Source organism: Metabacillus sp. RB-C-LZQ-3-1 (assembly GCF_058315175.1).
Window position 1 is genome coordinate 64,122 of record NZ_JBZFLI010000016.1, and the last position, 23,002, is coordinate 87,123.

The following is a 23,002-nucleotide window of genomic DNA, read 5'->3' on the forward strand; positions in this document are numbered from 1 at the left end:
ATCATAAACTGTGGGGTGCACTACAGGGTCAATTCATTTCTGATCATATGAAAGAAAAAGCCACCCTAATAGGTGACTTCCTTAATAATATATATTAGCTGATAACAGCCTAAGTTGAAATGAACATCCCTATTACATAGCGAAGTAGTTTACACAGTTCATTTATTTGCGGAAAGAATTACTTTCTAATTTTTTCTACTATGTAATGAAAAACATATAAGATAAATGCCTTAAAGAAGAAGTACAGAAAGAATTGGATTTGATTAAAACGAACTAATTTTGCTACTTTTAAATATTCAAGTATCCGTATAAGAAAAAACGTAAAAAAAGCGTTAAGGATAGCATTCGCGAATATAAACTTTTTAAAATGGCCATATGTCCATTTTAAAATCCACATCGAAGATACTAAAAATGGACCGATATTAAAAGGAAATTCCCCTGTAAAATAAGACTCAGGTTTATTATAAAAAATCCACCATTTTTTCTTTTTACCAATCTGAACATGAAAGACTTCAAGAAGAACGATAAGAACTGAGGCAGGAAAATATTTTTTTATATCACGCCGTCCTAAAAGAGGTAGTGATAGCCATGAAACAATAACCATTGCTATATTAACAAACCACTGCGTTTTTAGTGACATAATGTTAGCTTCTCCTTTTTTCTTATCTTTCCCCTGGACTGACCTTATATTCTTTTGATCAGAAAAGAACAAAAGTTATTTTCACACTCTTAAAAATAGTTTCTCTAATCTTAGTAACGCTATCCATAAAAATTTTATTTTCCCAAGTGAAAAAAGCCCCAAAAGATGGGGCCTAAATCCTTGGGACAAGTTACCTGTCCCCTTGTTCCTATATAAAAATTCCTGCAATTGCCGCGCTTAATAGTGAAGCTAAAGTTCCGGCAATTACTGCGCGGATGCCAAGTTTCGCAATATCTGAACGTCGGCTTGGAGCAAGTCCTCCTAGCCCGCCTAAAAGAATGGCCATGGAGCTTAAATTAGCAAAACCACAAAGTGCAAAGCTGACAACCATAACAGTTTTAGGTGTTAGTTGTTCAATTGCCGGGGCAAATGAAGAGTATGCAACAAATTCGTTTAACACTAATTTTTGACCGATGAAGCTACCTGCTGTCACCGCTTCTGACCATGGCACACCTATAGCGAATGCGATTGGCGAAAACAAAATGCCTAAAATAGCTTCAAGTGATAGCGCTTCATAACCAAAAATCCCGCCGATTCCACCTAAAATTCCGTTAATCAATGCAATTAACGCAATAAACGCAATAAGCATAGCACCTACATTTAAAGCAAGCTTTAAGCCATCTCCTGCACCGCGAGCAGCCGCATCAATAACATTCACAACTTCTTCATCTTTTTCCATAACTAATGAATTTGATGTTTCAGAGTGTTCTGTTTCAGGCATCATGAGTTTCGCTAGTACCAATCCTGCCGGGGCAGCCATAAAACTAGCTGCTAATAAATATTCCAGTGGAACACCTAAAAGTGAATACCCAACAAGCACAGAACCTGCTACAGAAGCCAAACCGCCTGTCATAACCGCGAATAACTCTGATTTTGTCATTTTTTCTAAAAATGGGCGAATGACAAGTGGAGCCTCTGTCTGTCCAACAAATATATTTGCAGCAGCAGACATTGACTCTGCTTTGCTTGTTCCTAAAAGCTTGGATAAGCCTCCACCAATTATTTTAATAAACCATTGCATAATCCCTAAATAATAAAGAACTGAGATTAAAGACGAAAAGAAGATAATGATAGACAATACTTGAAACGCAAAGATAAATCCAAATGATTCAGCATCTGCCAGCGGACCAAATAAAAACGAAAGCCCTTCATTTGCATAATTGATAATATCCTGCACTCTCATGGTTAACCATTCTAATGCCGAGCGCCCTGCCTCCCATTTTAATACAATAAATGCAAAAATAATCTGTATTGCCAAACCTCCGAAAATGGTTCGATAATTGATTGCCTTTTTTTGGTTCGATAGTAAAAAAGCAATGCCTAAAACAACAACGATCCCAAAGATTCCCCATAATATATTCATGTTTATCACCTCAATAATTTATACAAAGCCTAATTAACTCTTTATATTGTTTGCGGAAGCATTTAGTAAAATATACAAAAAAATTATTTTTTTTTAATAGATAAAAGTTATTAGACGTCCAACAACTATCCGTGGACCTTTTTAAAAGCAAATCAATTTTGAAGCTCCCATTTTGTAACCCCTTTCATTTCGCTTCACATTCACATTATAAAGGTATGAGGTCCAACAACTCAATACTTTTTTAAGACATTATCATGAATTTTTATGAGAAATCGTTTCCAATTTGTCAAAACCATTGCTTCATTAATGTTTCACCAACTATTTATTCCAATATTTACAAGAATTTATTCGCGATGAAATCTAGAAATCTAATAAAAAAAGAATCTCTAAAAGATTCTCTTTCTAAAAACATTGAAACTAATTTGATCAGATCTAAAAAAGTTAATAGAATAAAGTACCGGTTGATCTGAGGCATCGTAATGAATTTGCTTTAATATTAAAAGTGGTGAACCTTCCTCAGATTTTAAGATATCAGATATTTCTTCATGATATCCCATTGTTTCAATAAAGGCTTTTGCATAAGTAATTTTCACATTAGCTACTTCCTCTAAAAAAACAAATAATGACTCCTCGTTCAATTGATAACCGCCAGGCAGTAAATGGGCCGGGATTTTATCTATACAATAAACTAGCGGCATATCATTTGCTGTACGAAGTCTCTTAACAAGTAAAACTAGCTCATTATCTTTTAGCTTTAGTTCCTTTACTTCTTCTTCTTGCGGTTCAACAAACCCTGAAAACAATAGATCAGTTCCGGGCTTCTTCCCCTCTCTCTCAATTAAATGAGTGAGACTAAACAATTCCTCAATTCCCCCAGAAAACACTGGCTTTTTATTCACAAACGTACCGATACCATGTTTACGTGTAATGATATTTTCCTCTTCTAAAATTCGCAGTGCTTCTCTTAACGTTGTTCTTGACACATGCAGCTGCTTAGCAAAATCAGTCTCTGAAGGCAGCCTTTCTCCCGGCTCTATCTCTCCATTCCTTATTTTTTCCTTAATTTGGTCAATTACTACAAGATAACGAGACTTTTGATAATGATAAAAGTTGGAACCCATTGACGGTGCCCTCCAATGATAGAATATCACTATTTTACACACAATTAAGAACGCTTTCAATACGTGGGTCAAGGGGACAGGTTTGCTGTCCCAAAATTCCAAAAGAGGACGAGGCTTCCACCTCGTCCCTACTTAACTGCTCCTTCAGAAATTCCTTTAATGATATATTTCTGTAAAAACATATACACTACAACAATTGGAATAATCGCGATGACTAATGCAGCCAGGGCCAAGTGCCATTGCTTCGAATATTCACCAAAGAAATAGAACATTTTTAAAGGAATCGTATATAATCCCTCTTTATTTATGACTAAGGATGGAAGTAAGTAATCATTCCAGAACCAGATGGCATTGAGCACAATTACAGTGACGGTTGTTGGTTTTAGCATTGGTAAAATAATATATCGGTACACCTGGAAACGATTACACCCATCGATTATAGCTGCTTCATCTAATGCCATTGGAATTCCTCTTAGCGCTCCAAAATATAAGAAAACAGCTAAGCTTGACCCTAATCCTAAATACATGATTGTTAATCCAGCTCGATTTAACATATCAAAAGAACCAAAAATTGATACTAGCGGAATCATAATCGATTGGAAAGGGATCAGCATACATATCGCAAAGATAAAATAAATAATGGAACTTGTTTTTCCTTGTCTACGTGATAAAGCATATGCAGCCATTGATGTACAAATACAGATAAGAAAAATGCTGACAACTGTAATAATCACTGAATTGATAAAGCTCTGAATAAAATCCAAAGCAGTAAAGGCCTCAGGATAATTGGCAAATGTCCCCTCTGACGGAAAAGAAAGTGTATTAACAAATATCTCTGCCTTTGTCTTAAATGAATTGACAATTACTAGATAGAACGGATAAAACCAGATGATTGAAAGAAACAACCCAAGCAAAATGAATCCATATGTTTTCGCTTTATTTTGTGCAATCATAAATCAGTCTCCCTCTTTCTAGTCAAATATAGCTGGATCACTGAAATCGCTGTAATAATAAGCAAGAAAATGATCGCTTTTGCTTGTGCATAGCCCATATCTTGGACTTTAAATGCTGTATCGTAAATATTCATTGTGGCCATCTGAGTGGAACTAAATGGCCCCCCAGCTGTTAACGCCATATTCTGATCATACACCTTAAAAGCATTTGACAATGATAAAAACAAACTAACCGTAAATGCTGGTGCCAATAAAGGGAATTTAATTCTCCAAAAACGTTGCCATACATTTGCACCATCAATAGTAGAAGCCTCAATTAATTCATCTGGAATATTATTCAAAAATGAAATGTAGATAATCATAATATACCCGCTCATTTGCCAGATAAATAGAATTACTAACCCCCAAAAGCCTGTTTCAGTATCTGATAACCAGCCCTTAAAAAAAACTAACCCAGTAAGCTCAGCTATCCCTTCAAAAGCTTTTAGAAAAATAAACTGCCAAATAAAACCTAAAATAATACCGCCAATTAAGTTTGGCATAAAAAAGACTGTCCGAAAAATCGTGTTAAATTTCCCCATTTTTTGTGTAACAAATAGAGCTAAAAGCAATCCGATCACATTAATCCCAATAACAGAGGCAATGGAAAAACCCCCTGTAAATGCAAGACTATATATAAATTGATCATCTTTAAAAAGATTGATGTAATTTTCAAAGCCTACAAATTCATTCACTTGAAAACCGTTGTATTCTGTAAAAGAATAGTAGACACCTTGGAAAAAGGGAATAATTAATACAATGGCTAAAGCCGCTATACAAGGAGCTAGAAATAGCCAATAGGTGAGATTTTTCATTTTCATTTTGCTCACACCCCTAAAATTTGGTGAAATAGATGAATGGAATGAGGAATCGTCCATCATTCCATTCAGATCAAAAGTTAACGCATTTCCGTAAACTTCGCACTCGCTGTTTTTTCAAGATCTTCCCATGAAATATCACCATTTAAATATTTTTGATACTCTGGAAATAGCGCTGTAGTAGAAAATCCGTTTGGATATTGGTTATGAGCCCATACTCTTGATTTTCCATCTAATAACATTTGATAGACTTCTTTTGATACAGGATCTGTTATATTATCAATCTCATATCCTTCATGCGCAGGAATGTATTTAAACTCTTCAACAATTTGTTGTTTACCGTAATCTGAAGTATACATCCAATCAATAAAATCTTTAGATGCTTCTACAACTTCTTCATCTTGTTCTTTATTTATCCCCCAGAACCATGACGGGCCAGCACTGATATATCCTTCGTTATCACTGTCAACAAATAGCGGGAGTATCCCTAATTTTTCTTTTGAAAATTCAGGATCGATCCCATCAAGTGAAGGAACAATCCAGTTTCCTTGATGAATAATCGCTACTTTATTGTTCGTAAATAGCTCTTCAACAGAAGTACTATAATCCAATGATAAAATTGGCTGCACATTATATTTATTTAGTAAATCTGTATACTCCTTCATTCGATCTCCATATTTAAACGTAAGCTCACCCGCTTCATAAGCTACCTTTAAATCATTTTCAAATTCTGGTGCTGTAAAATGATTGGAAAATTGGCTTGTCACCCAATCCTCTTTACCACTGTATCCAAAAACAGCTTCTAAACCCAGCTCTTTTTTCTGACTATCAATCGTTTCAACAGCCTTCACAAAATCATCGTAGCTTGCGATCGAAGCAGGATCTACTCCAGCAGATTCAAAAATGTCCTTATTGATCATCCAACCAAATCCTTCAATATTTAAAGGAATTCCATACGGCGTACCATCAACCGTTGAACCTTGCAATGTTCCCTCAATGGCGGTTTTTGCAGATTCCATATCAGACACATCTAGTAAATAATTTTGATATTTTTCAACATCTGATAAACCGCCTAATAAAAAGATGGCCGGATCTTCGTTTGATGAAAACTTTGCTTGTAAAGCCGAAGCTGCATCTTGACCACCACCAACAGTTGTTAAGCGGATATCGACATTTTCATGTTCACTTTCATACTTCTCGATCATCGCTTCTAGTTGATCCTTTGTCTCTACTTTTATATTAAAAACATCAACAACGATATCTCCATTGCCACCGCTGCTATTTGATGAGCATCCTGCCAACAATCCGCCTGCTAATAGAACTGTACTTAAACCTTTTTTCACATTCTTTTTCATAGCTATTACCCCCTTAGTTAATCAAAGAGTATGACCCTTGAATCGTCATAGTCATACTCCCTAAATTCTTACAAAGTAATCTCCAAATTTTGTGATCCTTGTAAGTTAATTTTCACTCCATCTCTACTTGTCACAACTTCTCCTGCTGAACTGGAAGTAATGCTTTCATAGCCCGCAAGAAGAATAGAATACGTTAACTCCTCCATTGTTGTTTCAATGTGGATGCTGTTATTTTGCTTAACGGCTTTTATTTCTCCTTTTATCCTTCCATTCATATCTGTAACAAAAGCCGTTGCCTCATGGTTATCCTGTAATTGGTAGAGCTCGAATGTAACATTGTTAGCAAATTCATAGTCTGGACGAATGTCATCATGACCAATTGCTAAAATGGTATTTTCTCTTATAAACAATGGAAGACTTAAATAGTCATAGTTTTCTGTTCTCCAAGCTCCTCCTTCAACCACTTCTTTTGTTAAGTAGTGTGTCCACTTCCCTTGTGGCAAGTAGTAAGAGCCCACTCCTTTTTCATTCATAATCGGCGCTACCAATAGACTGCTTCCAAGCATGTATTGACGATCAAGGACATGTGTATTTGGATCATCAGCAAATTCTAAAAGCATTGGTCTCATAACTGGCACACCCGTTTTATGATTCTCAACTGATGCGCTATATAGATAAGGCATCAAACGGTTTTTCAATTTAGAAAAATGCTTTGTAACTTCTACTGCTTCCTCATCAAATAACCATGGAACGCGGTAAGAAGAGCTTCCATGCAGGCGACTATGGCTTGATAATAAACCAAACGCCAGCCAGCGTTTAAATAAGTCCGGACTTGCCGTATTTTCAAATCCTCCGATATCATGACTCCAATATCCAAAGCCTGATAATGATAGGGAAAGTCCACCGCGTAAACTTTCTGCCATAGACTCATAGGTTGCGTTGCAATCTCCACCCCAATGGACCGGGAATTGCTGACTACCTACAGCAGCTGATCTTGCAAAAACAACAGCCTCCTGCTTTCCTTTTTCCTTCTCTAGTAAGTCAAAAACAACTTTGTTATAAAGATAGGCGTAATAGTTATGCATTCTCTGTGGATCAGAGCCATCATAATAAACAACTTCTGTTGGAATTCTCTCACCAAAATCTGTTTTAAAGCTATCTACCCCCATATCAAGTAACACTTTCAATTTGTCGCAATACCACTTGCATGCAGCTGGATTTGTAAAATCAACAACTCCCATCCCGGCCTGCCATAAATCCCATTGCCATACGCCACCGTTTGCCTTTTTCAACAAGTAGCCTTTTTCTGCTGCTTCATCAAAGAGATTAGACTTTTCGGCAATATAAGGATTGATCCATACACAAATTTTCAAGCCCTTTTCTTTTAATCTTCTTAACATCGCTTCAGGCTCAGGAAATGCGTCTTGATCCCATTCGAAATTACACCATTCAAATTCTTTCATCCAAAAACAATCAAAATGGAAAACACTTAAAGGAATGTCACGCTCAGCCATCCCGTCTACGAAATGAGTCACCGTTTCTTCGTTATAGTCCGTTGTAAAAGATGTTGTTAGCCATAAGCCATAGGACCAAGCCGGAGGAAGTGCTGGTTTTCCAGTTAATTCTGTATAGTTCGTCAATACTTCCTTAGGTGAATCCCCGCCAATTAAGAAATACTCAATATTCTCGCCTTCAACACTAAACTGTGTCTTTGAAACTGCTTCTGAGGCAACCTCAAAACTTACTTTTTCTGGATGATTGACTAAGACACCATATCCCCTATTACTTAAATAAAATGGGATATTTTTATAGGATTGCTCTGAACTTGTTCCACCATCTTCGTTCCAAATGTCAACAATCTGACCGTTTTTAACAAATGGGGTAAAACGTTCACCAAGGCCATAAATATATTCGCCAACGCCTAGGTTTAATTGGCTTCGCATATAACTTTCTTTCTTAGGACCTTTAATCCACGCTACTCCTTTTGAATCAATAGAGGTTAACACTTGATTCCCTTGAGTAAATGTAATGTTAAAGGGTTGGTGTTGTATGTTTACGCTTACATTTCCGCTACTAAAAATGGTTTGACCATCATGTTGCTCAGATTTTAACGGAATAAGCTCATCCTTAATGTCAAAGTTCGGTGTTTTATTTGTTGTGCCCTTATGATGCCATGCTTTCACTTTAATGACATTTTTCATTGGAGATGATAGCTGAATTGTTAAAGAAGGTAAATTTAATGTATCTCCTCTATGTTGAATGTCTTTACAAGGTGCATAAAGTGTCACCTTATTATCATTTATCACAACATCACGAACATTTCTTGGGTGTTGAATATCAAACCCTTCTCTTGTCAGCCAAAAACCATCGGTAAATTTCATCAAAACACTCCTTATCTAAGCTTTCATTCAATCATATTGAAATTACTTGCAGCTAGTTATTTTTTCGTTATCTTATAATTGAAATTATAGTGATAAAAAACTAACAATTCTTGCACAATTTCAACAATTAATTGTACAATTCTGATATATGGAGGGGATGATTTGTGAGTAAACATAATCTTCTTGAGGATCGAGTTCACGGTGATTCAATGTTTCCGTTTCGTATTTATATGGTTGACTATCTTGATGGTCAAGTGATTTTCAATATGCATTGGCATCCTGAATTGGAGTTTATTTATGTAGAAAAAGGACCGATCAATGTTCAAGTTGGAACAAAACAGTTTCGATTAGAAGAAGGTACTGGGTGCTTTATTCCCAGCGAACAATTACATGGAGCATATCCTTGCGGGGATAAGCCTTTTAAGCTTCATGCTGTTGTCTTTTCGATCGATTTGGTCCGAAGCTTTGGGTATGATTTAATTGAAAGTCATTACTTAGAAGCAATAAAGAGCTTTTCTTTGGTCCATTCACTGAAAATCACACCTAAAACAGATGAAGAGCAGAGAATGTTAAGGACAATCGTCATGATGATTGAATGCTATTCTTCCAAGGAAACTAGCTATGAGTTGAAGGTAAAGGGGTATCTTTTTCTGCTATTTGCAGACATTTTCAAAAAACAATCATGGGTTCATAATGAGGAAGTTACACAAAAGGAATTAACAAAAACAGAACTATTAAAAAAAGTTCTTCAATATATTGATCAAAATTATAAACAAAAGCTAACAGTTTTAGAACTAGCTTCCCATATTCAAATGAGTGAGGGCCATTTTAGTCGATTTTTCAAAGCACTTGTTCGAATGACACCAATGGAATACATCAACACCATTCGAATCAATAAAGCATGCACACTCCTGCAAAAATCAAACCGAAAAATGCTCGATATCGCCCTTGACGTAGGATTCCAAAACCAAAGCTACTTTATCAGACTGTTTAAAAAACAAAAAGGCTGCACACCTAAGGAGTATAAGATGAGGATTGGTACATAGGGACAGGTCCCTTGTCCCAAACAAGGACCTGCCCTCTCGACCAATTAAGATGAAAACTTTCTGATTAAACCGTTTAATTCTTCCGAAAGTTTTGCTAGTTGTTCTGCACTTCCAGCAATTTCTTCCATTGATGTACTTGTTTGCTGGATGGATGCAGCTGTTTGTTCGACTCCAGCAGCAGATTCTTCTGAAATCGACGCAATATCTTCAATTGAATTACTCATTTTTCCACATTCCTGGTCAATATCACTAAGTCTTATAGCTACTCCTTGAATTTTATCAACAACTTCAGAAATGGCATGATGTATTTCATCAAACGTTTTTCCTGTTGTTTGAATATCATCCGTTCCTTTTTCAACTTCGCTATATCCTTTTTCAAGTGATGTCACAACATTATTTGATTCCAATTGAATGTTGTGGACGATTCCAGTAATATCCGTAATGGAAAGAGATACTTGTTCAGCTAGTTTTCTGACTTCACTTGCTACAACAGCAAATCCTTTACCATGCTCACCCGCTCTTGCCGCTTCAATTGCTGCGTTTAATGCAAGGAGATTTGTTTGTTCAGCAATTGATTGAATAACCCCAACTAGTTTTGAGATTTCCTTTGATTGCTGATCTAAGGTTTTCACTTTTTCAACAGATTCTTTTACAATCTTGTTTATCTTATTCATCTGATCAATTGATGAATTCATTAAAAGACGGCCATCTTCTGTCAATGATTGAACAGATACCGCCGAAAATACAATTGTTTCACCAAACGTATTGGACTCTTTAATTTTTTCACTAAACGTACTCATTGTTTCGGCAAGCTGAGAAGAAGCATTTGCTTGTGATTCAGAGCCAAGTGATAATTCCTGCATGGTTGCTGCAACCTGGATACCACTTTCTTTTACCTCGTTGGATGATTGGGTTAATTCTTCACTTTGACTTGAGACGGTTTCAGAAACATTTGATATTCTGTGAATCATTTCGCGTAAATTTAGAAGCATGCTATTCATAGCAGAACTTAATTGACCAAGTTCATCTTTGCTATCATAATCATTTGTTTCAACTAGTAAATTTCCATTAGAAATTTCTTTTGCCATAAAAATTACATTATTTAAGGATTTTTGAATAAGGCGATTGACAACAATAGCAATAATAACGCCTAAAATAATCGCAATTCCGATCGAAATAAATAAAACAAGAATAGACCTGCTAATACTAGCTTTTGTATCTTGTAATGCTTCTTGGCGAGAATCGTTAATTATTTCTCGTAATTCCCCTAAATACCTTACAGCTTCGTTACTTAATGCTTGTGTAAAGATACGATTTGAATTAATATTGTCTGTATTTCCTTTAGCTACATCTTTTACGATTTTATCTAAAAACACATCATTCATTTGACTGTCGCTATTTCGAATATACGTAAATAATTGTTCTTCTTCCTTTGTATTAATAGATGAGCTGAGTTCTTCTTGAAGAGCATTGAACTCCTTCTGCTTTTCATCATAAGCAACTGCGAATTTTTCCTCAGGTGAATGTATATAATCTGCGATTAAAACATTTTTCTCTCTAAAAATAGACATCATTTCTGTTGTTTTAATTGCTCGATCTCCTCTTCTCTCAAGTGCCGATAATTGATCTTGAATATTTTGCATTTCATGAAAAATAACAAGAGAGGATACTAGAAAAAGAATAAAAGAAAATATAAGTGCCAGACTATATTTCCAGCCTAGCTTTAGATTTTTAAAAAATCGTTTCATTGAACTGCCCCCATTTAAAAATAGTGCTACTATATTACTATCGGCTCATATTGTAAGCACTTAAATAGGTAACTGAAATTTAATCTAAAATTTTTCATATGGTCCAAAGGTGGTCCGAGGGGACGGGTTCCTTGTCCCATAAAAAAAGGGACAAGGTGCCTGTCCCCTTGTCCCTATTTCTTTCTTCTTGTTTTAATAAAGAAAATAACAAAAGCAATCGCTAGTAAAGCTAGAACGACATATACGATGTCTGAATAAATTTCCATTTTTGCAACAATTTCTTCCCACGATGCCCCAACTGATGCACCTAGATACACTAAGACGATATTCCAAATAAGTGTTCCAAGTGTTGTTAATAGAAAAAATAACCCTAGCTTCATATTTGACATCCCGGCAGGAATTGAAATAAGACTGCGAATTAATGGGACAAAACGACAAAAGAAAACAGTCCATGGACCATACTTATCAAACCAAGCATCAGCTTTGTGGACATCTTTTTTTGTCAAACGTAGAATATGACCCCATCTTTCAACGATTTTATCGAGCCTTTCTACATCAAGCTGTAAACCAATAAAATAAAGCACACCTGCTCCAATGACAGATCCAATCGTCGAAGCAATAACAACTCCCAAAATTGACATGTTGGTTGTGGTTGTCATGAAACCTCCAAAAGTTAAGATCACTTCTGAGGGAACAGGGGGAAAGATATTTTCTAAAGCTATTAATAACATGATCCCTACATAGCCATAATTCTCCATAATTGAGATTAACCAATTTTCCATAAATTTCTCCTTATCAGCTGTTCTATTTTTACTAGTTACTTAAACCATCCTTTGCTTTTAAACCATAGAAACATCAGAATTCCAATCACTAACATAAGACCTAAAGATAAAAAATAACCATAATCCCACGTTAACTCTGGCATGTTTTCAAAATTCATACCGTAAATACCTGCGATAAATGTTAAAGGAGCAAAGATGGAGGTAATTATTGTAAGAACTTTCATCACATTATTAGTTTGATGTGAGTTTAGTGAGAGATAGCTGTCTCTTATATCTGCAGTCACTTCTCTATTTGACATGACCATTTCTGATAGCTTCAAAAGATGGTCGTATATATCAGAGAAATACTCTCTTCTTTCTCTGATCCCGATCAAGTGATGAGAATTTAACATCCTGTATAGTAAATCACGCATTGGATGAACAGTATGTCTCAAGTTTAATAACATATGTCTTGTATCAAATAACTCATTCATTAAGGCGGTCATTGATTTATTTTGCGTATTATCTTCAATCTTGTCTAACCGATCTTCTATGTTATAAATAAGCGGAAAGTAATTATCTACAATCTTGTCTAAAATTTGATAAAACACATAAAAGGTGTCCCACTTCCCCGTATTTTTTTGCTCTAATAACCGGTCCCAGACTTGAGCAACTTCGTTTGCCGGCATTCGATGAAATGTAACGATAAATTTTTCGCCTACAAAAAAGTCTAACTCTTCTTTATGTATTTCATTGTTATGTTCCCGGACAATGTGAGTAACATAAAAGCTATGGTCATCATAGTAGTCCAGCTTTGGGCGCTGGAGCCTTTGTACACAGTCTTCAATCGCCAGGGGATGGAAACGGAAGGTGTAAGCTAAATGCTGAATCTCATCGTCGGTTGGCTCATTAAAGTCCACCCAAAACCATTTATATTTCTCAAAATCTGCTTCATTAATAGAAAGATTTTTTTCAATTCTATTTTCATATGTAATGCCGACTACATTAATCATAAAAAGCACCTACTTTATACTTTTTCAATAAAATAGCACCTAAATATTATACGTTTTCCACTGGCCAATTCTTTCTCTTAAGAAAAATATTGTAACAAAAACCAACGCTAATGAAAATGGTTGCCTTCAACATGATTAATAATAGCATTTATTTGTTGTAAGAAAACAATTTTTCATGAAATAACTCATGATCGTCATAATTTACGTTTGAAGAATAAGGATATAGTCAGATAAAGAAAGCTTTTGTAAGCATGTTTATGTATAGAACAAAAAAAGACGAAGAAGATATCCTCGTCTTTTTTATGGTAAGTATTTTATTTTTTCTTGAATCGGTGTTCGATCATTTGGAGAATTGATTTCTTCTGGGTATCCAATACCGAATACTCCGATGACATCGTAGTCATCTGAAACACCCATTATTTCACGGTTTTTTTGAGCGTTTCCAATCGATGACCAGAATGTTCCTGCTCCATCTTCCCATGCAGCTAAATTGAAATTTTGTACAAAACAAGCTGTCGCAAGGAGGTTTTCATATGTTTCAATTTCTGTTGCACCGTGTTTAGATAATACTGCAAGGACAACTGGCGCACCAAAGAAATCCGCTTTATGATTTAACCTTGCTCTTGTCTCTTCTCCAATGACATACACTTCCCAAGGTTCTGTCATTTTATGATTTGGTGCCATTGCCCCCGCTTGCAGCCATTTAGTTATCAGATTCATATCAACAGCATCTGATTTAAAGCTTTTAATATTACGACGAGAATGAATGATTTCTAGTGTTTTCAAGTAAAAGCCCTCCTAATTTATTTCTGTTGTGGTTTAAGATCGTTTGTCATCTTCTTTAAAATTTTTACAAGTGTTTCTTGCTCCTCGGAAGTTAGCTGATTAAACGGACCAGATAGCATGTCAACTTGAGCATTTTTCATTTTTGTAATGGTCTCTCTGCCTGCATCTGTTAATGCCACAACCCTAGTTCTTGCATCATGTTGATCAGGTTCCCGAAAAACCTTGCCAGCTAACTCTAATCGATCAATCATTTGAGACATGGAACTTGAACGTACTTCTAACTGCTCTGCAAGCTGACCAATTGTACAACGATCATGTTTCCAAAGAAAGCGGAGAATGAGCCACTGAGTCTTCGTTATCTCTGATGCATTTTGGTTCCTCCATTGATTTCTTTTCATATATCGGCCAATCGCTTGAAAACAATCTACAAATTGTTCAAGCTGTTGATCACGTGATTCCATCAAAAATTCACCTCATACTTAGATTATATAGCGACCCTAAATAATAGTCAATGTGAGCATGCCTCGTTTACTTGCTTCAAACAAATATAAACATTGTTTACTTATACATAAACAAATAAACAAAAAATTCACGAACAAATTGACATTTTATAAACACTATCATATTATGTTCATAAATAACCAAACAAATTTTATTTGTGTTTAATCTCTTTACGAACGGAAGTGTATGTACATGGAAATCTCGAATATGTTTTGGGAAGCTACTCTGGAAGAGTTAAAACAGGGATATATTGAAAAAAGAGACTGTTATACTTGCTTATTATGTGAAAAAAACATAGAAAAAGGCATTGTTTACCCTTATGAAAACAGACTTTATGATGCAGATAGATATATGCGGATTCATATCGAGAGCACTCATACTAGTGTTTTTGATTATTTACTTGGAATGGACAAAAAGCTGACTGGCTTAACAGAACATCAAAAGCGCCTTTTACAGCTTTTTTATCAAGGGAAAAATGACAAAGAAATACAAAAAGAGTTAGACATTGGAAGCACCTCTACCATTCGTCATCATCGATTCGCATTAAAAGAAAAGGAACGTCAAGCGAAGACTTTTTTAGCAATGATGGAGTTACTGAAAGAAAAAGATGAATTTGCTCCAGCTTTTTTACCTGTCCATAAAACAGCGACAATGGTAGATGACCGGTACAATATTACACAGGATGAGCAAGAAAAAATCCTAAAGAAATATTTTCCTGAAGGTACAAGTAAACCTATGAGTAAATTTCCTCCAAAGGAAAAGCAACGGCTCATTGTTCTTCGAGAAATCGCCAAATATTTAAAAGACGATCATAACTACAGCGAAAAGGAACTCAATCAGACATTAAAAAACATTTTCGATGATTATGCTTTGATAAGACGATATTTAATTGAATACGGATTTTTAGACCGTAAACCAGATGGTAGTCAATACTGGGTAAAAAAATAACGGGGGTTAAGATCATGGACCGTAAAAAAGAATTAAAACAACAATTTAAAGAAACACTTATTGAAGCTGGGATCTATCAAATTAAAAACGAGAAAAATAACAAAGTTTTTATTGGAAGCACTAGAAATTTAAAAAGTCTCAATGGTAAAAAATTCATGTTGGAAACAAACGGTTTTACACCTAACAAGCAACTGCAAAACGATTGGAATCAATACGGGAAGGAAGCCTATTCGTTTACTATTTTAGATAAACTTAAAAAGAAGGATGATCTATATTTTAATGAAAAAGAGGCTTTAGCTCAACTTGAAGAAAAATGGCTCGAGGAGGTACAGCCATTTGGAGAGAATGGGTATCACATCAAATAGTTAATTCATCGATAGCCCACAAACACCCAACAAAAATAGTCGATTCCATTGTGGATATCGACTATTTACAATAATTTTCCTATATTCCGAATAACAGTTCGATAGAAATCAATTTCGTGTGGAACAAAATGGTCTTTTCCAACATACTTATTGAGTATAACTCTATTTCCACTATTATCAATTTTGAATCCTTTAATATGTATCGTTTCTTTCTCACCAAACCACAGCTCAGAAAAATCATGAAACTTTGCTGTTACGATTCCTGACACTTCTTCTTCATGAATAGTAAAGTGTTCAAGGGGAAGATTACATTTATATACAAAAACATTAGCAAGCTCTTTGTCTATAAAATTCTCTTTTGTTATACAATAATCAATAACTCCTAATGGAAGTAACTCATTAAATAGAACTTTGATTCCCACTTCTTCCTCTATTTCTCTTACACCGTCCTGGACAGTTTCATGTGATAGCAAATGACCCGCAGCAGTAATATCGAATAGATTTGGATAGTCCTTCTTTTTATCACTGCGAAGCTGTAAATATATATGCTCCTCATTCACAAACCAACAATGAAAAGCCTCGTGCCAATATCCTTTTCTATGGACCTCTTCCCGAGTAGCAACCCCTATTTGTTTTCTATGATCGTCAAATATTTTCAGCTGTTCTGTCTCCATTAACTCACCCTTAACCGATCCCTTTTTGTGAAAACAACTGCCTCTCACTATTAGTTCCTATTCTTCAGCTAGCTGCTTGATAACCTGTTTAGAATTCGCAGCGAATTCTACTGACGCATCATAATACATTTGTCCATTACTTATTAGTGAAAAGTCACCAATCTCAATTTTAAGAAGGGTTTGATTTCCCCTTTTTTCTAACAGATACCGGTAGGCCACATCACCTTCTTTTGGTTGGACCTCCCATTTCGATACAAATAAAGAAATGATGAGCTCCTTCATTTTCTCAGCTTTTATAATGGTTGTAACGGACTTCCCTCCATTAGGAAGTTCCCAAACTACTTGACTTCCTTTAGTCATATCTTCACTAGGATAATCCTCTGGAAGCTCATCCCATTGGGCAACAAATTTCGGTTTCGTCAGGATCTCCCAGACCCTTGAAGGAGTTGCTTCAATCAGAATTTCATCTTTTACGATTAGCTGCTTTGTCATAACTTGCCTCCAATTTAGATATTTGTAAGTTTCCAACGAAACTCATCAATTTCCCTTGCTTCATTTAACATCCTTGCCGGACATTTTTGCAAGTTTGGAGATTTCTCCTGCAAACGCACACATTTTCTTGCAAGTTTGGTTGAGAATTTTGTAAGTTCTTATTACTTTTTAGCAAATTCCCCTTTATTTTTGCAATCTAAAATTAGTCTAATCTTCATATGTATCATATTTACCTGGTTTGCAGTTCATTTTATATTTAGTTTACATGATGATTTATCGTTATTCAATAAACATTCATTCTTCTTTAATCAACGTGTTCTCCCTTTTGTACATTATAGCCAAAAATAAAGCATTGAATATGTTATCTCTAATCTAGTAAGAAGTCATAGTGCTATATGACTCAAAAATAGATGAAAACCCCGTCAATAATATGACGAGGTTTGAATATTAATATTTGATTGTTTAAAAATTATCATTATGATACTTGATGAAGAGTAATTTCAGGACGACTTCCAACTCGAATATTTACACCTGTCTGACCTAAGCCTTCACTAATGTAAAAAGGTTTACCGTTATGATAATGCAAGCCCTTTACCATATTCATTCGAACCAATTTCCCCATTTTGATTAAATGATATGGCTTTGGCCAATGAATTTGTCCACCATGAAAATGTCCTGATAACAAATAATCAAAGTGGAAATCTTCCATTTTTAAAACAACATTCGGATCATGTGTTAGAACTAAGTTATAGCCTTTTTGTAACCCATGATATGAATCAATAAGATTGCTTCGCTTTGTACTATAATCATCAATTCCGATTATATTTAGCCTAAAGCCTTCTACATCAACTGTAAGGTGTTCATTTTGTAAAGTTTTACATCCATGTTCCTCTAAGGTTTTCTTTAGACGATTAAAGTTTTCCCCTTTCAATACATAATCATGGTTGCCGAAGACAGCGTACATTCCAAATCGCGGGTTTATCTCTTTTAATACTTCTAAATAAGGAATTAACTTAGGAATACTTCTCTTGCGGTCTAAAAAGTCCCCTGTGAGTGCAATTAAATCGATTGGTTTATTTTTAATAGCTTTGCTTAACATTTGCGGTGAAATTGATATATTTTCTAAATGGAGGTCTGATAGGTGAAGAATTCTTATTGGGTTTTCTAAAGACTTCCCTTCATTTTCTTCGATTAAAATCGTATTCACAATGACGTTTTTCGTATTTTGATAAGCTTTATATAAAATTGCTATGAGCAAAGGAATAACTAATATAAATAAAATACTTACGATCAAAAAAATCTCCTCCCCTAATTACAAATTATAGGAAGGAATCACGAATAAACCTAGTGGTAAGTAATGGTTTTTTCTATTTTTCCTTATATTTCTTACGATTAATTGGACAATATAGGTAAAAACACTTAGAACTGAGGGTAGGGTATGAAGAAAATTTTATTTATGCCTTTGTTAAGAATGTCTTCCGGACATCATCAAGTAGCCGACAGTATCATGGAAGCATTAAAAGAAGGAAACAGAGAGTGGGAATTTGAAAAAATTGAAATATTATCATACAGCTTTGGATTTATTGAGTCGATTGTGACAGGTATGTATTTAAAGTCAATTAAGGTCGTCCCAACTATCTATAGTTGGATATACCGCAAAGTTTCATTTAATGAAACATATGAAGAAAAACGATATTTTCTTTATGAACTTTTTTTTCTTCGTTATATGGAAAAAATTCTTAAAGAAATTAATCCAGATATCATTATTTGTACTCATGCATTACCCTCTTATTTGTTAAATCGACTTAAACAGAAATCTTCTTATTCAGTTCCTGTCTTTAATGTTTATACTGACTTTTTCGTAAACCAGCTATGGGGATTATCTCACATTGACTATCATTTTACTCCTACTCAAGAAGTAAAACAATTTCTAAGTGATCAAGGTATTCAAGACAAAAGAATTTTTGTCACTGGGATCCCTGTTCACCCCTTTTATATGAAAGATGATACACATATAGAAACAAAAGACAGCAACCCTTATACCATTATTATTTCTGGAGGCAGTCTAGGAACTGGAAATATAAAAAAGCTGGTGAAAAAACTTAAACCATCTGGAAAAGTATATTACAACGTCCTATGTGGCGAAAATAAAAAATTATTTCAATTTTTACAATCAATTAATAGCCCATACATAACACCATTACCTTATATATCATGTAAAAAAGAAATGAACGAACTATATTCAAAAGCATCTGGGATTATTACGAAGCCTGGCGGAGTAACCATTAGTGAAACGTTACGTAAACAATTACCAATCTTCATTTATTCTGTTTTACCTGGCCAAGAGGAAATCAATTTACACACATTAAAAAATAAGGAGCTAGTTGTTCCTCTTGAAAATAGTGATCAAGATCTTGAGGGCAAAATTCTATCTTATCTAACTTCTCATCAATGGAATAATCATCGACAAAAACAGTGTCACAGTTATTTAAAATCCCTAGAAAATAAAAGTATAAAGGATATATTAGAAAAAATACTAATTTAAATTCCTGATAGTGGTCATAATGGATTTTTACATCTAAATTATTAAAGGTCGATAAAAAATAAAAACGAAGGTCTTATTAATGATCTTCGTTTTACTCTATTTTTATTTGTAGGTTTTCAGAAGCTTTTCTTTTGAAATGAATAAATAGCTGGGAACAGGTATTTTAGAAAGATTTGTTTGCTCTGCTGCCAATAAAAATATTGGAATTTGAGTAATCCTTTTGAAAAATTTATAAAAGATATTGCATGGTTGAACGACTTCAAACCCAAGTCTTTCTGCTCCTTTATGCAACATTGTTATACCTATAGCTCCTTTTATATCATGTTTATCTTTATGATTATGGATATACTCTGCAAGAACCGGCATTGATATAAAAATTTTTCTAAAAAGCATTCTCCCTCGTTTAACTGAGCAAGGAACACTTTGCAATTCATATAAGATTTTAACGTTGTGTAAATGAATTTTGATCAATTTATCATTTTTTTTAATCAATGTTCCATCACTTAAAATGATATCCTTGCCTTTATACTTTGTTATTCGTACTCGAAAAATGCTTGAGTGACGATCAATGTATTCTAACCTTGAAAATAAGTAATATAATGGATCGATAACATTCCAAAATGAAAGAAAATAACTACGCATTTTGCTTACCTCCTTTATTCCCAAATATATTTTGTCAATATTATTTAGAAATATAGCTGGGAAAATACAGGTAAATACTATGTTAATGAAAGGAAAAGTTATCTAATTAAATTAAGAATTTACCAACAATATTTTCTGCAGATTTTAAACAAAATATATTTGTATAGGGGGGATTAAAATGAACAACTTCAACTTTCTTGGTTCATTAATTAGAGGAAATAGAAATCGACGTTTTTTCAACATGTTTAGAAATAGAAAACCGAATAACGGCAGTATGATACTATTGTCATTAATTAGTTTAACGACACTTGGAGTAATAGGTAGCCGTAATACAGGATGGACAAGAAAAATACAAGAAGGATATAACAACCTTCGAAATAATCAGAAAAGACCTTTACAAAACCAAGTAAATTTTGCTAATTTTGCTTCTGAATTTGCTGAGGAAGTATCTCCTGAAATGTTTAATAAGAACAATAATAATCAATAGAGATTTTATTTCAATAGGGACTATTTAAGCAAGGTGTTAGTCCCTATTTTAATCGTAGGAGAAAAAAGAAAAATGGAGAAGGAAATCACAGCTGAGCTATTATGGTAAGATTTCGTTTAATATTTCATTCTGAATTCTTTTAAAATGCAACAAAAGAACATATATGTATAAAGTTTTTCTTAATCATTTAAAATACCTTTTCTGGAAGATCATCATCATATCTTGTATAGAACAGTCTCGTTACACTATTGAGGAGTACCGTCCCCAGTTCTGTACAATAAAAAAGTCAGCATTATTTTTGCTGACACCCGATTATATGAATTAATTGATACAAAATATAAAACCAAAAAATTTTTAGATACTATTCAAACCAAGTAGAAATGCACCATGATAAGTAAAAAACTTATGCCCACTTTAGTAACCATTTTTTCTAACACACCCTATACTCAATAGAATATTGTTGTCTTCATCGTTACAAATTAAAGTTAACATAATTATATTTAGCTAATGTTAATTGATTATAAATATTTTATAAATCAGCAAACTCTCACGTTCGAACAAGGAAAGCGTACAGACTACTCTATGAGTGTTTTTTGTATTTCAAGGGAGCGATTAATTATTTTTTAACAAAGTTGTTTGCAATAAATTCATGAGCAACACATAATTGCATCATCATAAGCATTCTCGGGAATAAAAACTTTATTATCCTCAACTTTAAAGCGAATATTATTTTCTTTAAGTTTGTCTGTATCAATAACATCTAAAGTATCTCCCCAACGTACATATTCACCTTCATAGTTTTTTGTGTATCCACTTGCATAAAGAATAGAAAGGGATAACATCATAAAATAAAACTTCTTCATAATTTCAACTCCTATTAGGATGTTAGATATTTAAATTATATATTAATCTAATATTTTTAACCATTAATTACCAAATCAGTATGTAACACCCATATTATTTCCCGTTTTTTAAAACATAATTTAGTTATTCTATTTATTATAAACGTACCAGAAAAAAGCCTAATTTCTTAGAATTAAATTGCCCTAATATAGTATAATTTTTAGATTTGTAAACTAACTTTAACCTAATTTATCCTAACCTTTACATACCACCTAACAAGCCTTAATATTAGTCAATTAAACTAATAATTGTGCCGGGTTTGATATAGTAATGATCTTTAAAAGAGACCTCGCCGGTTGGCAAGCCTATGAAGGCAAAGATAGAGCCGTAGCTTCCTTTAAACTTTATTTTATAATTAGCTACTGTGTCGAATATCTTCTTAAATGCCAATTTATACTGTCTTACTTTAATTTTGAGAGGAGAATGAATGTGAAAATTGCGATGATCGGTGATTTGCATTATCCATCAATTGACGAAACAATTCCAGGATTAAAAGAGGCACGTTCAACTTTCTATGAAAGATTCATTGATCAATTTTTAGAGACAGAAGCGGATTTTCATGTATCCATTGGGGATTTAACAAATTATGGTCTTGAATCTGAACTTAAGGAAGTTTACAGTTTAATTAATCAAAAAAATCGTACTTTCTACCACGCACTTGGAAATCATGATTTATATTCAATGACGATAAAAGAGGTATTAAGGATAACTGGACAAGCACACTATCATTCTTTTGAAACAGAGAAAGCCGTTTTTGCCTTTTTAAATACTGCCAAAGAAATGGACTATAACGATTGGGGCGGCTGGGTAGATCATGAGCAACTTTCGTGGCTAGAAGATGTCATTCGTTCATCAGGTACTAAGCCTCTGCTCGTTTTTGCTCATCACCCAGTCTACAATACTACTGCCCGATCAGATATGGACAAAGGATCGATTCATCCAGATATCGATATGTGGAACATTTTAGATAAAAAAGAAGGCGTTGGTGTATATTTTAATGGCCATACACATGTCGATTCAATTGTTAAGCAAAAAAACTGGACGTTCGTGCAAAAGTCAGCATGTCTAGATCAACATGCCTTTCGTCTTATTGAAATTGGAGAAAATGAAATCACGGTAACTGCGATTGATGTGAATGATTCAGCTATCGCACAAAGTGCACCAATTATATATGATAATATTAACCACTTTTCGCCAACAGCCGCTGCTAGAGGTACAGACGAACATCGTAATTGCCATATTCCTCTGACTGCTATCGGAGCACGTTAGTATTGAAAAATTGCCTCATCCAATGGATGAAGCAAAACTATTAAAGCAGAAGATACTCCAACCTTAAGATCGGAGTATCTTCTGCTATTTTA

Annotated in this window: 23 protein-coding genes; 6 read left to right on the forward strand and 17 right to left on the reverse strand. The window is 34.3% G+C overall.

The genetic code is table 11. The features are described 5' to 3' along the window. Nucleotides 1-178: 178 nt before the first annotated feature. The 7 genes from AC4GZ8_RS20520 to yicI form a co-directional block, all read right to left on the reverse strand. Nucleotides 179-640, reverse strand: coding sequence for a hypothetical protein (locus AC4GZ8_RS20520; RefSeq protein WP_491083770.1), 462 nt, complete (start codon nucleotides 638-640; stop codon nucleotides 179-181). A gap of 208 nt (nucleotides 641-848) precedes the next feature. Further along, nucleotides 849-2,063, reverse strand: coding sequence for a NupC/NupG family nucleoside CNT transporter (locus AC4GZ8_RS20525; protein WP_491083771.1), 1,215 nt, complete (start codon nucleotides 2,061-2,063; stop codon nucleotides 849-851). Between the two features lie 386 nt (nucleotides 2,064-2,449). After that, nucleotides 2,450-3,184, reverse strand: coding sequence for a GntR family transcriptional regulator (locus AC4GZ8_RS20530; RefSeq protein WP_491083772.1), 735 nt, complete (start codon nucleotides 3,182-3,184; stop codon nucleotides 2,450-2,452). 128 nt (nucleotides 3,185-3,312) lie between these two features. Then, nucleotides 3,313-4,137 (reverse strand): carbohydrate ABC transporter permease, encoded by an 825-nt coding sequence (locus AC4GZ8_RS20535; RefSeq protein ID WP_491083773.1) that lies wholly within the window; start codon nucleotides 4,135-4,137, stop codon nucleotides 3,313-3,315. Further along, nucleotides 4,134-4,997, reverse strand: a complete 864-nt coding sequence (locus AC4GZ8_RS20540) for a carbohydrate ABC transporter permease (protein ID WP_491083774.1) — start codon at nucleotides 4,995-4,997, stop codon at nucleotides 4,134-4,136. The genes AC4GZ8_RS20535 and AC4GZ8_RS20540 overlap by 4 nt, the downstream gene beginning before the upstream one ends. A 77-nt stretch (nucleotides 4,998-5,074) precedes the next feature. Continuing rightward, the gene (locus tag AC4GZ8_RS20545; protein WP_491083775.1) at nucleotides 5,075-6,349 is read right to left on the reverse strand and encodes an ABC transporter substrate-binding protein; all 1,275 of its coding nucleotides are present in this window, start codon (nucleotides 6,347-6,349) and stop codon (nucleotides 5,075-5,077) included. A 68-nt stretch (nucleotides 6,350-6,417) separates the two neighbouring features. Continuing rightward, nucleotides 6,418-8,730, reverse strand: a complete 2,313-nt coding sequence (yicI, locus tag AC4GZ8_RS20550) for an alpha-xylosidase (RefSeq protein WP_491083776.1) — start codon at nucleotides 8,728-8,730, stop codon at nucleotides 6,418-6,420. A gap of 164 nt (nucleotides 8,731-8,894) precedes the next feature. Here yicI and AC4GZ8_RS20555 point away from each other — a divergent pair, with 164 nt between their 5' ends. Beyond that, nucleotides 8,895-9,776 (forward strand): AraC family transcriptional regulator, encoded by an 882-nt coding sequence (locus tag AC4GZ8_RS20555; protein ID WP_491083777.1) that lies wholly within the window; start codon nucleotides 8,895-8,897, stop codon nucleotides 9,774-9,776. A gap of 44 nt (nucleotides 9,777-9,820) precedes the next feature. Here the strand turns inward: AC4GZ8_RS20555 and AC4GZ8_RS20560 are convergent, their stop codons facing one another. The 5 genes from AC4GZ8_RS20560 to AC4GZ8_RS20580 form a co-directional block, all read right to left on the reverse strand. Continuing rightward, the gene (locus tag AC4GZ8_RS20560; protein ID WP_491083778.1) at nucleotides 9,821-11,524 is read right to left on the reverse strand and encodes a methyl-accepting chemotaxis protein; all 1,704 of its coding nucleotides are present in this window, start codon (nucleotides 11,522-11,524) and stop codon (nucleotides 9,821-9,823) included. A 173-nt stretch (nucleotides 11,525-11,697) separates the two neighbouring features. Beyond that, nucleotides 11,698-12,306: a DedA family protein gene (locus AC4GZ8_RS20565; protein ID WP_491083779.1), complete on the reverse strand. Its 609-nt coding sequence runs from the start codon at nucleotides 12,304-12,306 to the stop codon at nucleotides 11,698-11,700. 35 nt (nucleotides 12,307-12,341) lie between these two features. Then, nucleotides 12,342-13,298 carry a magnesium/cobalt transporter CorA gene (gene corA / locus AC4GZ8_RS20570; protein ID WP_491083780.1) on the reverse strand — a complete coding sequence of 319 codons (957 nt, stop codon included), beginning with the start codon at nucleotides 13,296-13,298 and terminating at the stop codon, nucleotides 12,342-12,344. Nucleotides 13,299-13,598: 300 nt separating this feature from the next. After that, a complete protein-coding gene (locus AC4GZ8_RS20575; RefSeq protein WP_491083781.1) occupies nucleotides 13,599-14,084 on the reverse strand; it encodes a nitroreductase family protein in 486 nt (161 codons plus the stop codon). A 17-nt stretch (nucleotides 14,085-14,101) separates the two neighbouring features. Then, nucleotides 14,102-14,545 (reverse strand): MarR family winged helix-turn-helix transcriptional regulator, encoded by a 444-nt coding sequence (locus tag AC4GZ8_RS20580; RefSeq protein WP_491083782.1) that lies wholly within the window; start codon nucleotides 14,543-14,545, stop codon nucleotides 14,102-14,104. A gap of 232 nt (nucleotides 14,546-14,777) precedes the next feature. Between AC4GZ8_RS20580 and AC4GZ8_RS20585 the strand changes: the two genes are divergently transcribed. Together AC4GZ8_RS20585 and AC4GZ8_RS20590 are read left to right on the forward strand one after the other, a co-directional pair. Then, nucleotides 14,778-15,533 carry a DUF2087 domain-containing protein gene (locus AC4GZ8_RS20585; RefSeq protein WP_491083783.1) on the forward strand — a complete coding sequence of 252 codons (756 nt, stop codon included), beginning with the start codon at nucleotides 14,778-14,780 and terminating at the stop codon, nucleotides 15,531-15,533. 14 nt (nucleotides 15,534-15,547) lie between these two features. Then, nucleotides 15,548-15,898, forward strand: a complete 351-nt coding sequence (locus AC4GZ8_RS20590; protein ID WP_491083784.1) for a GIY-YIG nuclease family protein — start codon at nucleotides 15,548-15,550, stop codon at nucleotides 15,896-15,898. A 65-nt stretch (nucleotides 15,899-15,963) separates the two neighbouring features. On the opposite strand, the gene AC4GZ8_RS20595 is transcribed toward AC4GZ8_RS20590, so the two are convergent. From AC4GZ8_RS20595 to AC4GZ8_RS20605, 3 genes are all read right to left on the reverse strand, one after another. Beyond that, on the reverse strand, nucleotides 15,964-16,572 hold the full coding sequence (locus AC4GZ8_RS20595) for an NUDIX hydrolase (protein ID WP_491083785.1): 609 nt from the start codon (nucleotides 16,570-16,572) through the stop codon (nucleotides 15,964-15,966). A 57-nt stretch (nucleotides 16,573-16,629) separates the two neighbouring features. Then, nucleotides 16,630-17,064, reverse strand: a complete 435-nt coding sequence (locus AC4GZ8_RS20600; protein WP_491083786.1) for an SRPBCC domain-containing protein — start codon at nucleotides 17,062-17,064, stop codon at nucleotides 16,630-16,632. A gap of 475 nt (nucleotides 17,065-17,539) precedes the next feature. Next, nucleotides 17,540-18,355, reverse strand: coding sequence for a metallophosphoesterase (locus AC4GZ8_RS20605; protein ID WP_491083814.1), 816 nt, complete (start codon nucleotides 18,353-18,355; stop codon nucleotides 17,540-17,542). A 147-nt stretch (nucleotides 18,356-18,502) separates the two neighbouring features. On the opposite strand from AC4GZ8_RS20605, the gene AC4GZ8_RS20610 reads away from it, so the two are divergent. Next, the gene (locus AC4GZ8_RS20610) at nucleotides 18,503-19,609 is read left to right on the forward strand and encodes an MGDG synthase family glycosyltransferase (RefSeq protein ID WP_491083787.1); all 1,107 of its coding nucleotides are present in this window, start codon (nucleotides 18,503-18,505) and stop codon (nucleotides 19,607-19,609) included. Between the two features lie 102 nt (nucleotides 19,610-19,711). Here the strand turns inward: AC4GZ8_RS20610 and AC4GZ8_RS20615 are convergent, their stop codons facing one another. Continuing rightward, nucleotides 19,712-20,251, reverse strand: coding sequence for a YkoP family protein (locus AC4GZ8_RS20615; RefSeq protein ID WP_491083788.1), 540 nt, complete (start codon nucleotides 20,249-20,251; stop codon nucleotides 19,712-19,714). A 178-nt stretch (nucleotides 20,252-20,429) separates the two neighbouring features. On the opposite strand from AC4GZ8_RS20615, the gene AC4GZ8_RS20620 reads away from it, so the two are divergent. Further along, nucleotides 20,430-20,738 (forward strand): hypothetical protein, encoded by a 309-nt coding sequence (locus AC4GZ8_RS20620; RefSeq protein ID WP_491083789.1) that lies wholly within the window; start codon nucleotides 20,430-20,432, stop codon nucleotides 20,736-20,738. Nucleotides 20,739-21,385: 647 nt separating this feature from the next. Here the strand turns inward: AC4GZ8_RS20620 and AC4GZ8_RS20625 are convergent. Continuing rightward, entirely contained in the window at nucleotides 21,386-21,601 is a 216-nt protein-coding gene (locus AC4GZ8_RS20625; protein WP_491083790.1) for a hypothetical protein, read from the reverse strand. 469 nt (nucleotides 21,602-22,070) lie between these two features. On the opposite strand from AC4GZ8_RS20625, the gene AC4GZ8_RS20630 reads away from it, so the two are divergent. Further along, the gene (locus tag AC4GZ8_RS20630) at nucleotides 22,071-22,910 is read left to right on the forward strand and encodes a metallophosphoesterase family protein (RefSeq protein ID WP_491083791.1); all 840 of its coding nucleotides are present in this window, start codon (nucleotides 22,071-22,073) and stop codon (nucleotides 22,908-22,910) included. Nucleotides 22,911-23,002 lie beyond the last annotated feature (92 nt).

What these genes read in the sequence shown, in the direction of transcription:
- AC4GZ8_RS20585 (WP_491083783.1), top strand. Translation starts at nt 14,778, where the DNA reads ATGGAAATCTCGAATATGTTTTGGGAAGCTACTCTGGAAGAGTTAAAA.
- AC4GZ8_RS20525 (WP_491083771.1), bottom strand. Translation starts at nt 2,063, where the DNA reads ATGAATATATTATGGGGAATCTTTGGGATCGTTGTTGTTTTAGGCATT.
- AC4GZ8_RS20600 (WP_491083786.1), bottom strand. Translation starts at nt 17,064, where the DNA reads ATGACAAAGCAGCTAATCGTAAAAGATGAAATTCTGATTGAAGCAACT.
- yicI (WP_491083776.1), bottom strand. Translation starts at nt 8,730, where the DNA reads ATGAAATTTACCGATGGTTTTTGGCTGACAAGAGAAGGGTTTGATATT.
- AC4GZ8_RS20625 (WP_491083790.1), bottom strand. Translation starts at nt 21,601, where the DNA reads ATGAAGAAGTTTTATTTTATGATGTTATCCCTTTCTATTCTTTATGCA.
- corA (WP_491083780.1), bottom strand. Translation starts at nt 13,298, where the DNA reads ATGATTAATGTAGTCGGCATTACATATGAAAATAGAATTGAAAAAAAT.
- AC4GZ8_RS20530 (WP_491083772.1), bottom strand. Translation starts at nt 3,184, where the DNA reads ATGGGTTCCAACTTTTATCATTATCAAAAGTCTCGTTATCTTGTAGTA.
- AC4GZ8_RS20560 (WP_491083778.1), bottom strand. Translation starts at nt 11,524, where the DNA reads ATGAAACGATTTTTTAAAAATCTAAAGCTAGGCTGGAAATATAGTCTG.
- AC4GZ8_RS20620 (WP_491083789.1), top strand. Translation starts at nt 20,430, where the DNA reads ATGAACAACTTCAACTTTCTTGGTTCATTAATTAGAGGAAATAGAAAT.
- AC4GZ8_RS20545 (WP_491083775.1), bottom strand. Translation starts at nt 6,349, where the DNA reads ATGAAAAAGAATGTGAAAAAAGGTTTAAGTACAGTTCTATTAGCAGGC.
- AC4GZ8_RS20535 (WP_491083773.1), bottom strand. Translation starts at nt 4,137, where the DNA reads ATGATTGCACAAAATAAAGCGAAAACATATGGATTCATTTTGCTTGGG.
- AC4GZ8_RS20580 (WP_491083782.1), bottom strand. Translation starts at nt 14,545, where the DNA reads ATGGAATCACGTGATCAACAGCTTGAACAATTTGTAGATTGTTTTCAA.
- AC4GZ8_RS20595 (WP_491083785.1), bottom strand. Translation starts at nt 16,572, where the DNA reads ATGGAGACAGAACAGCTGAAAATATTTGACGATCATAGAAAACAAATA.
- AC4GZ8_RS20520 (WP_491083770.1), bottom strand. Translation starts at nt 640, where the DNA reads ATGTCACTAAAAACGCAGTGGTTTGTTAATATAGCAATGGTTATTGTT.
- AC4GZ8_RS20540 (WP_491083774.1), bottom strand. Translation starts at nt 4,997, where the DNA reads ATGAAAATGAAAAATCTCACCTATTGGCTATTTCTAGCTCCTTGTATA.
- AC4GZ8_RS20610 (WP_491083787.1), top strand. Translation starts at nt 18,503, where the DNA reads ATGAAGAAAATTTTATTTATGCCTTTGTTAAGAATGTCTTCCGGACAT.
- AC4GZ8_RS20590 (WP_491083784.1), top strand. Translation starts at nt 15,548, where the DNA reads ATGGACCGTAAAAAAGAATTAAAACAACAATTTAAAGAAACACTTATT.
- AC4GZ8_RS20565 (WP_491083779.1), bottom strand. Translation starts at nt 12,306, where the DNA reads ATGGAAAATTGGTTAATCTCAATTATGGAGAATTATGGCTATGTAGGG.
- AC4GZ8_RS20615 (WP_491083788.1), bottom strand. Translation starts at nt 20,251, where the DNA reads ATGCGTAGTTATTTTCTTTCATTTTGGAATGTTATCGATCCATTATAT.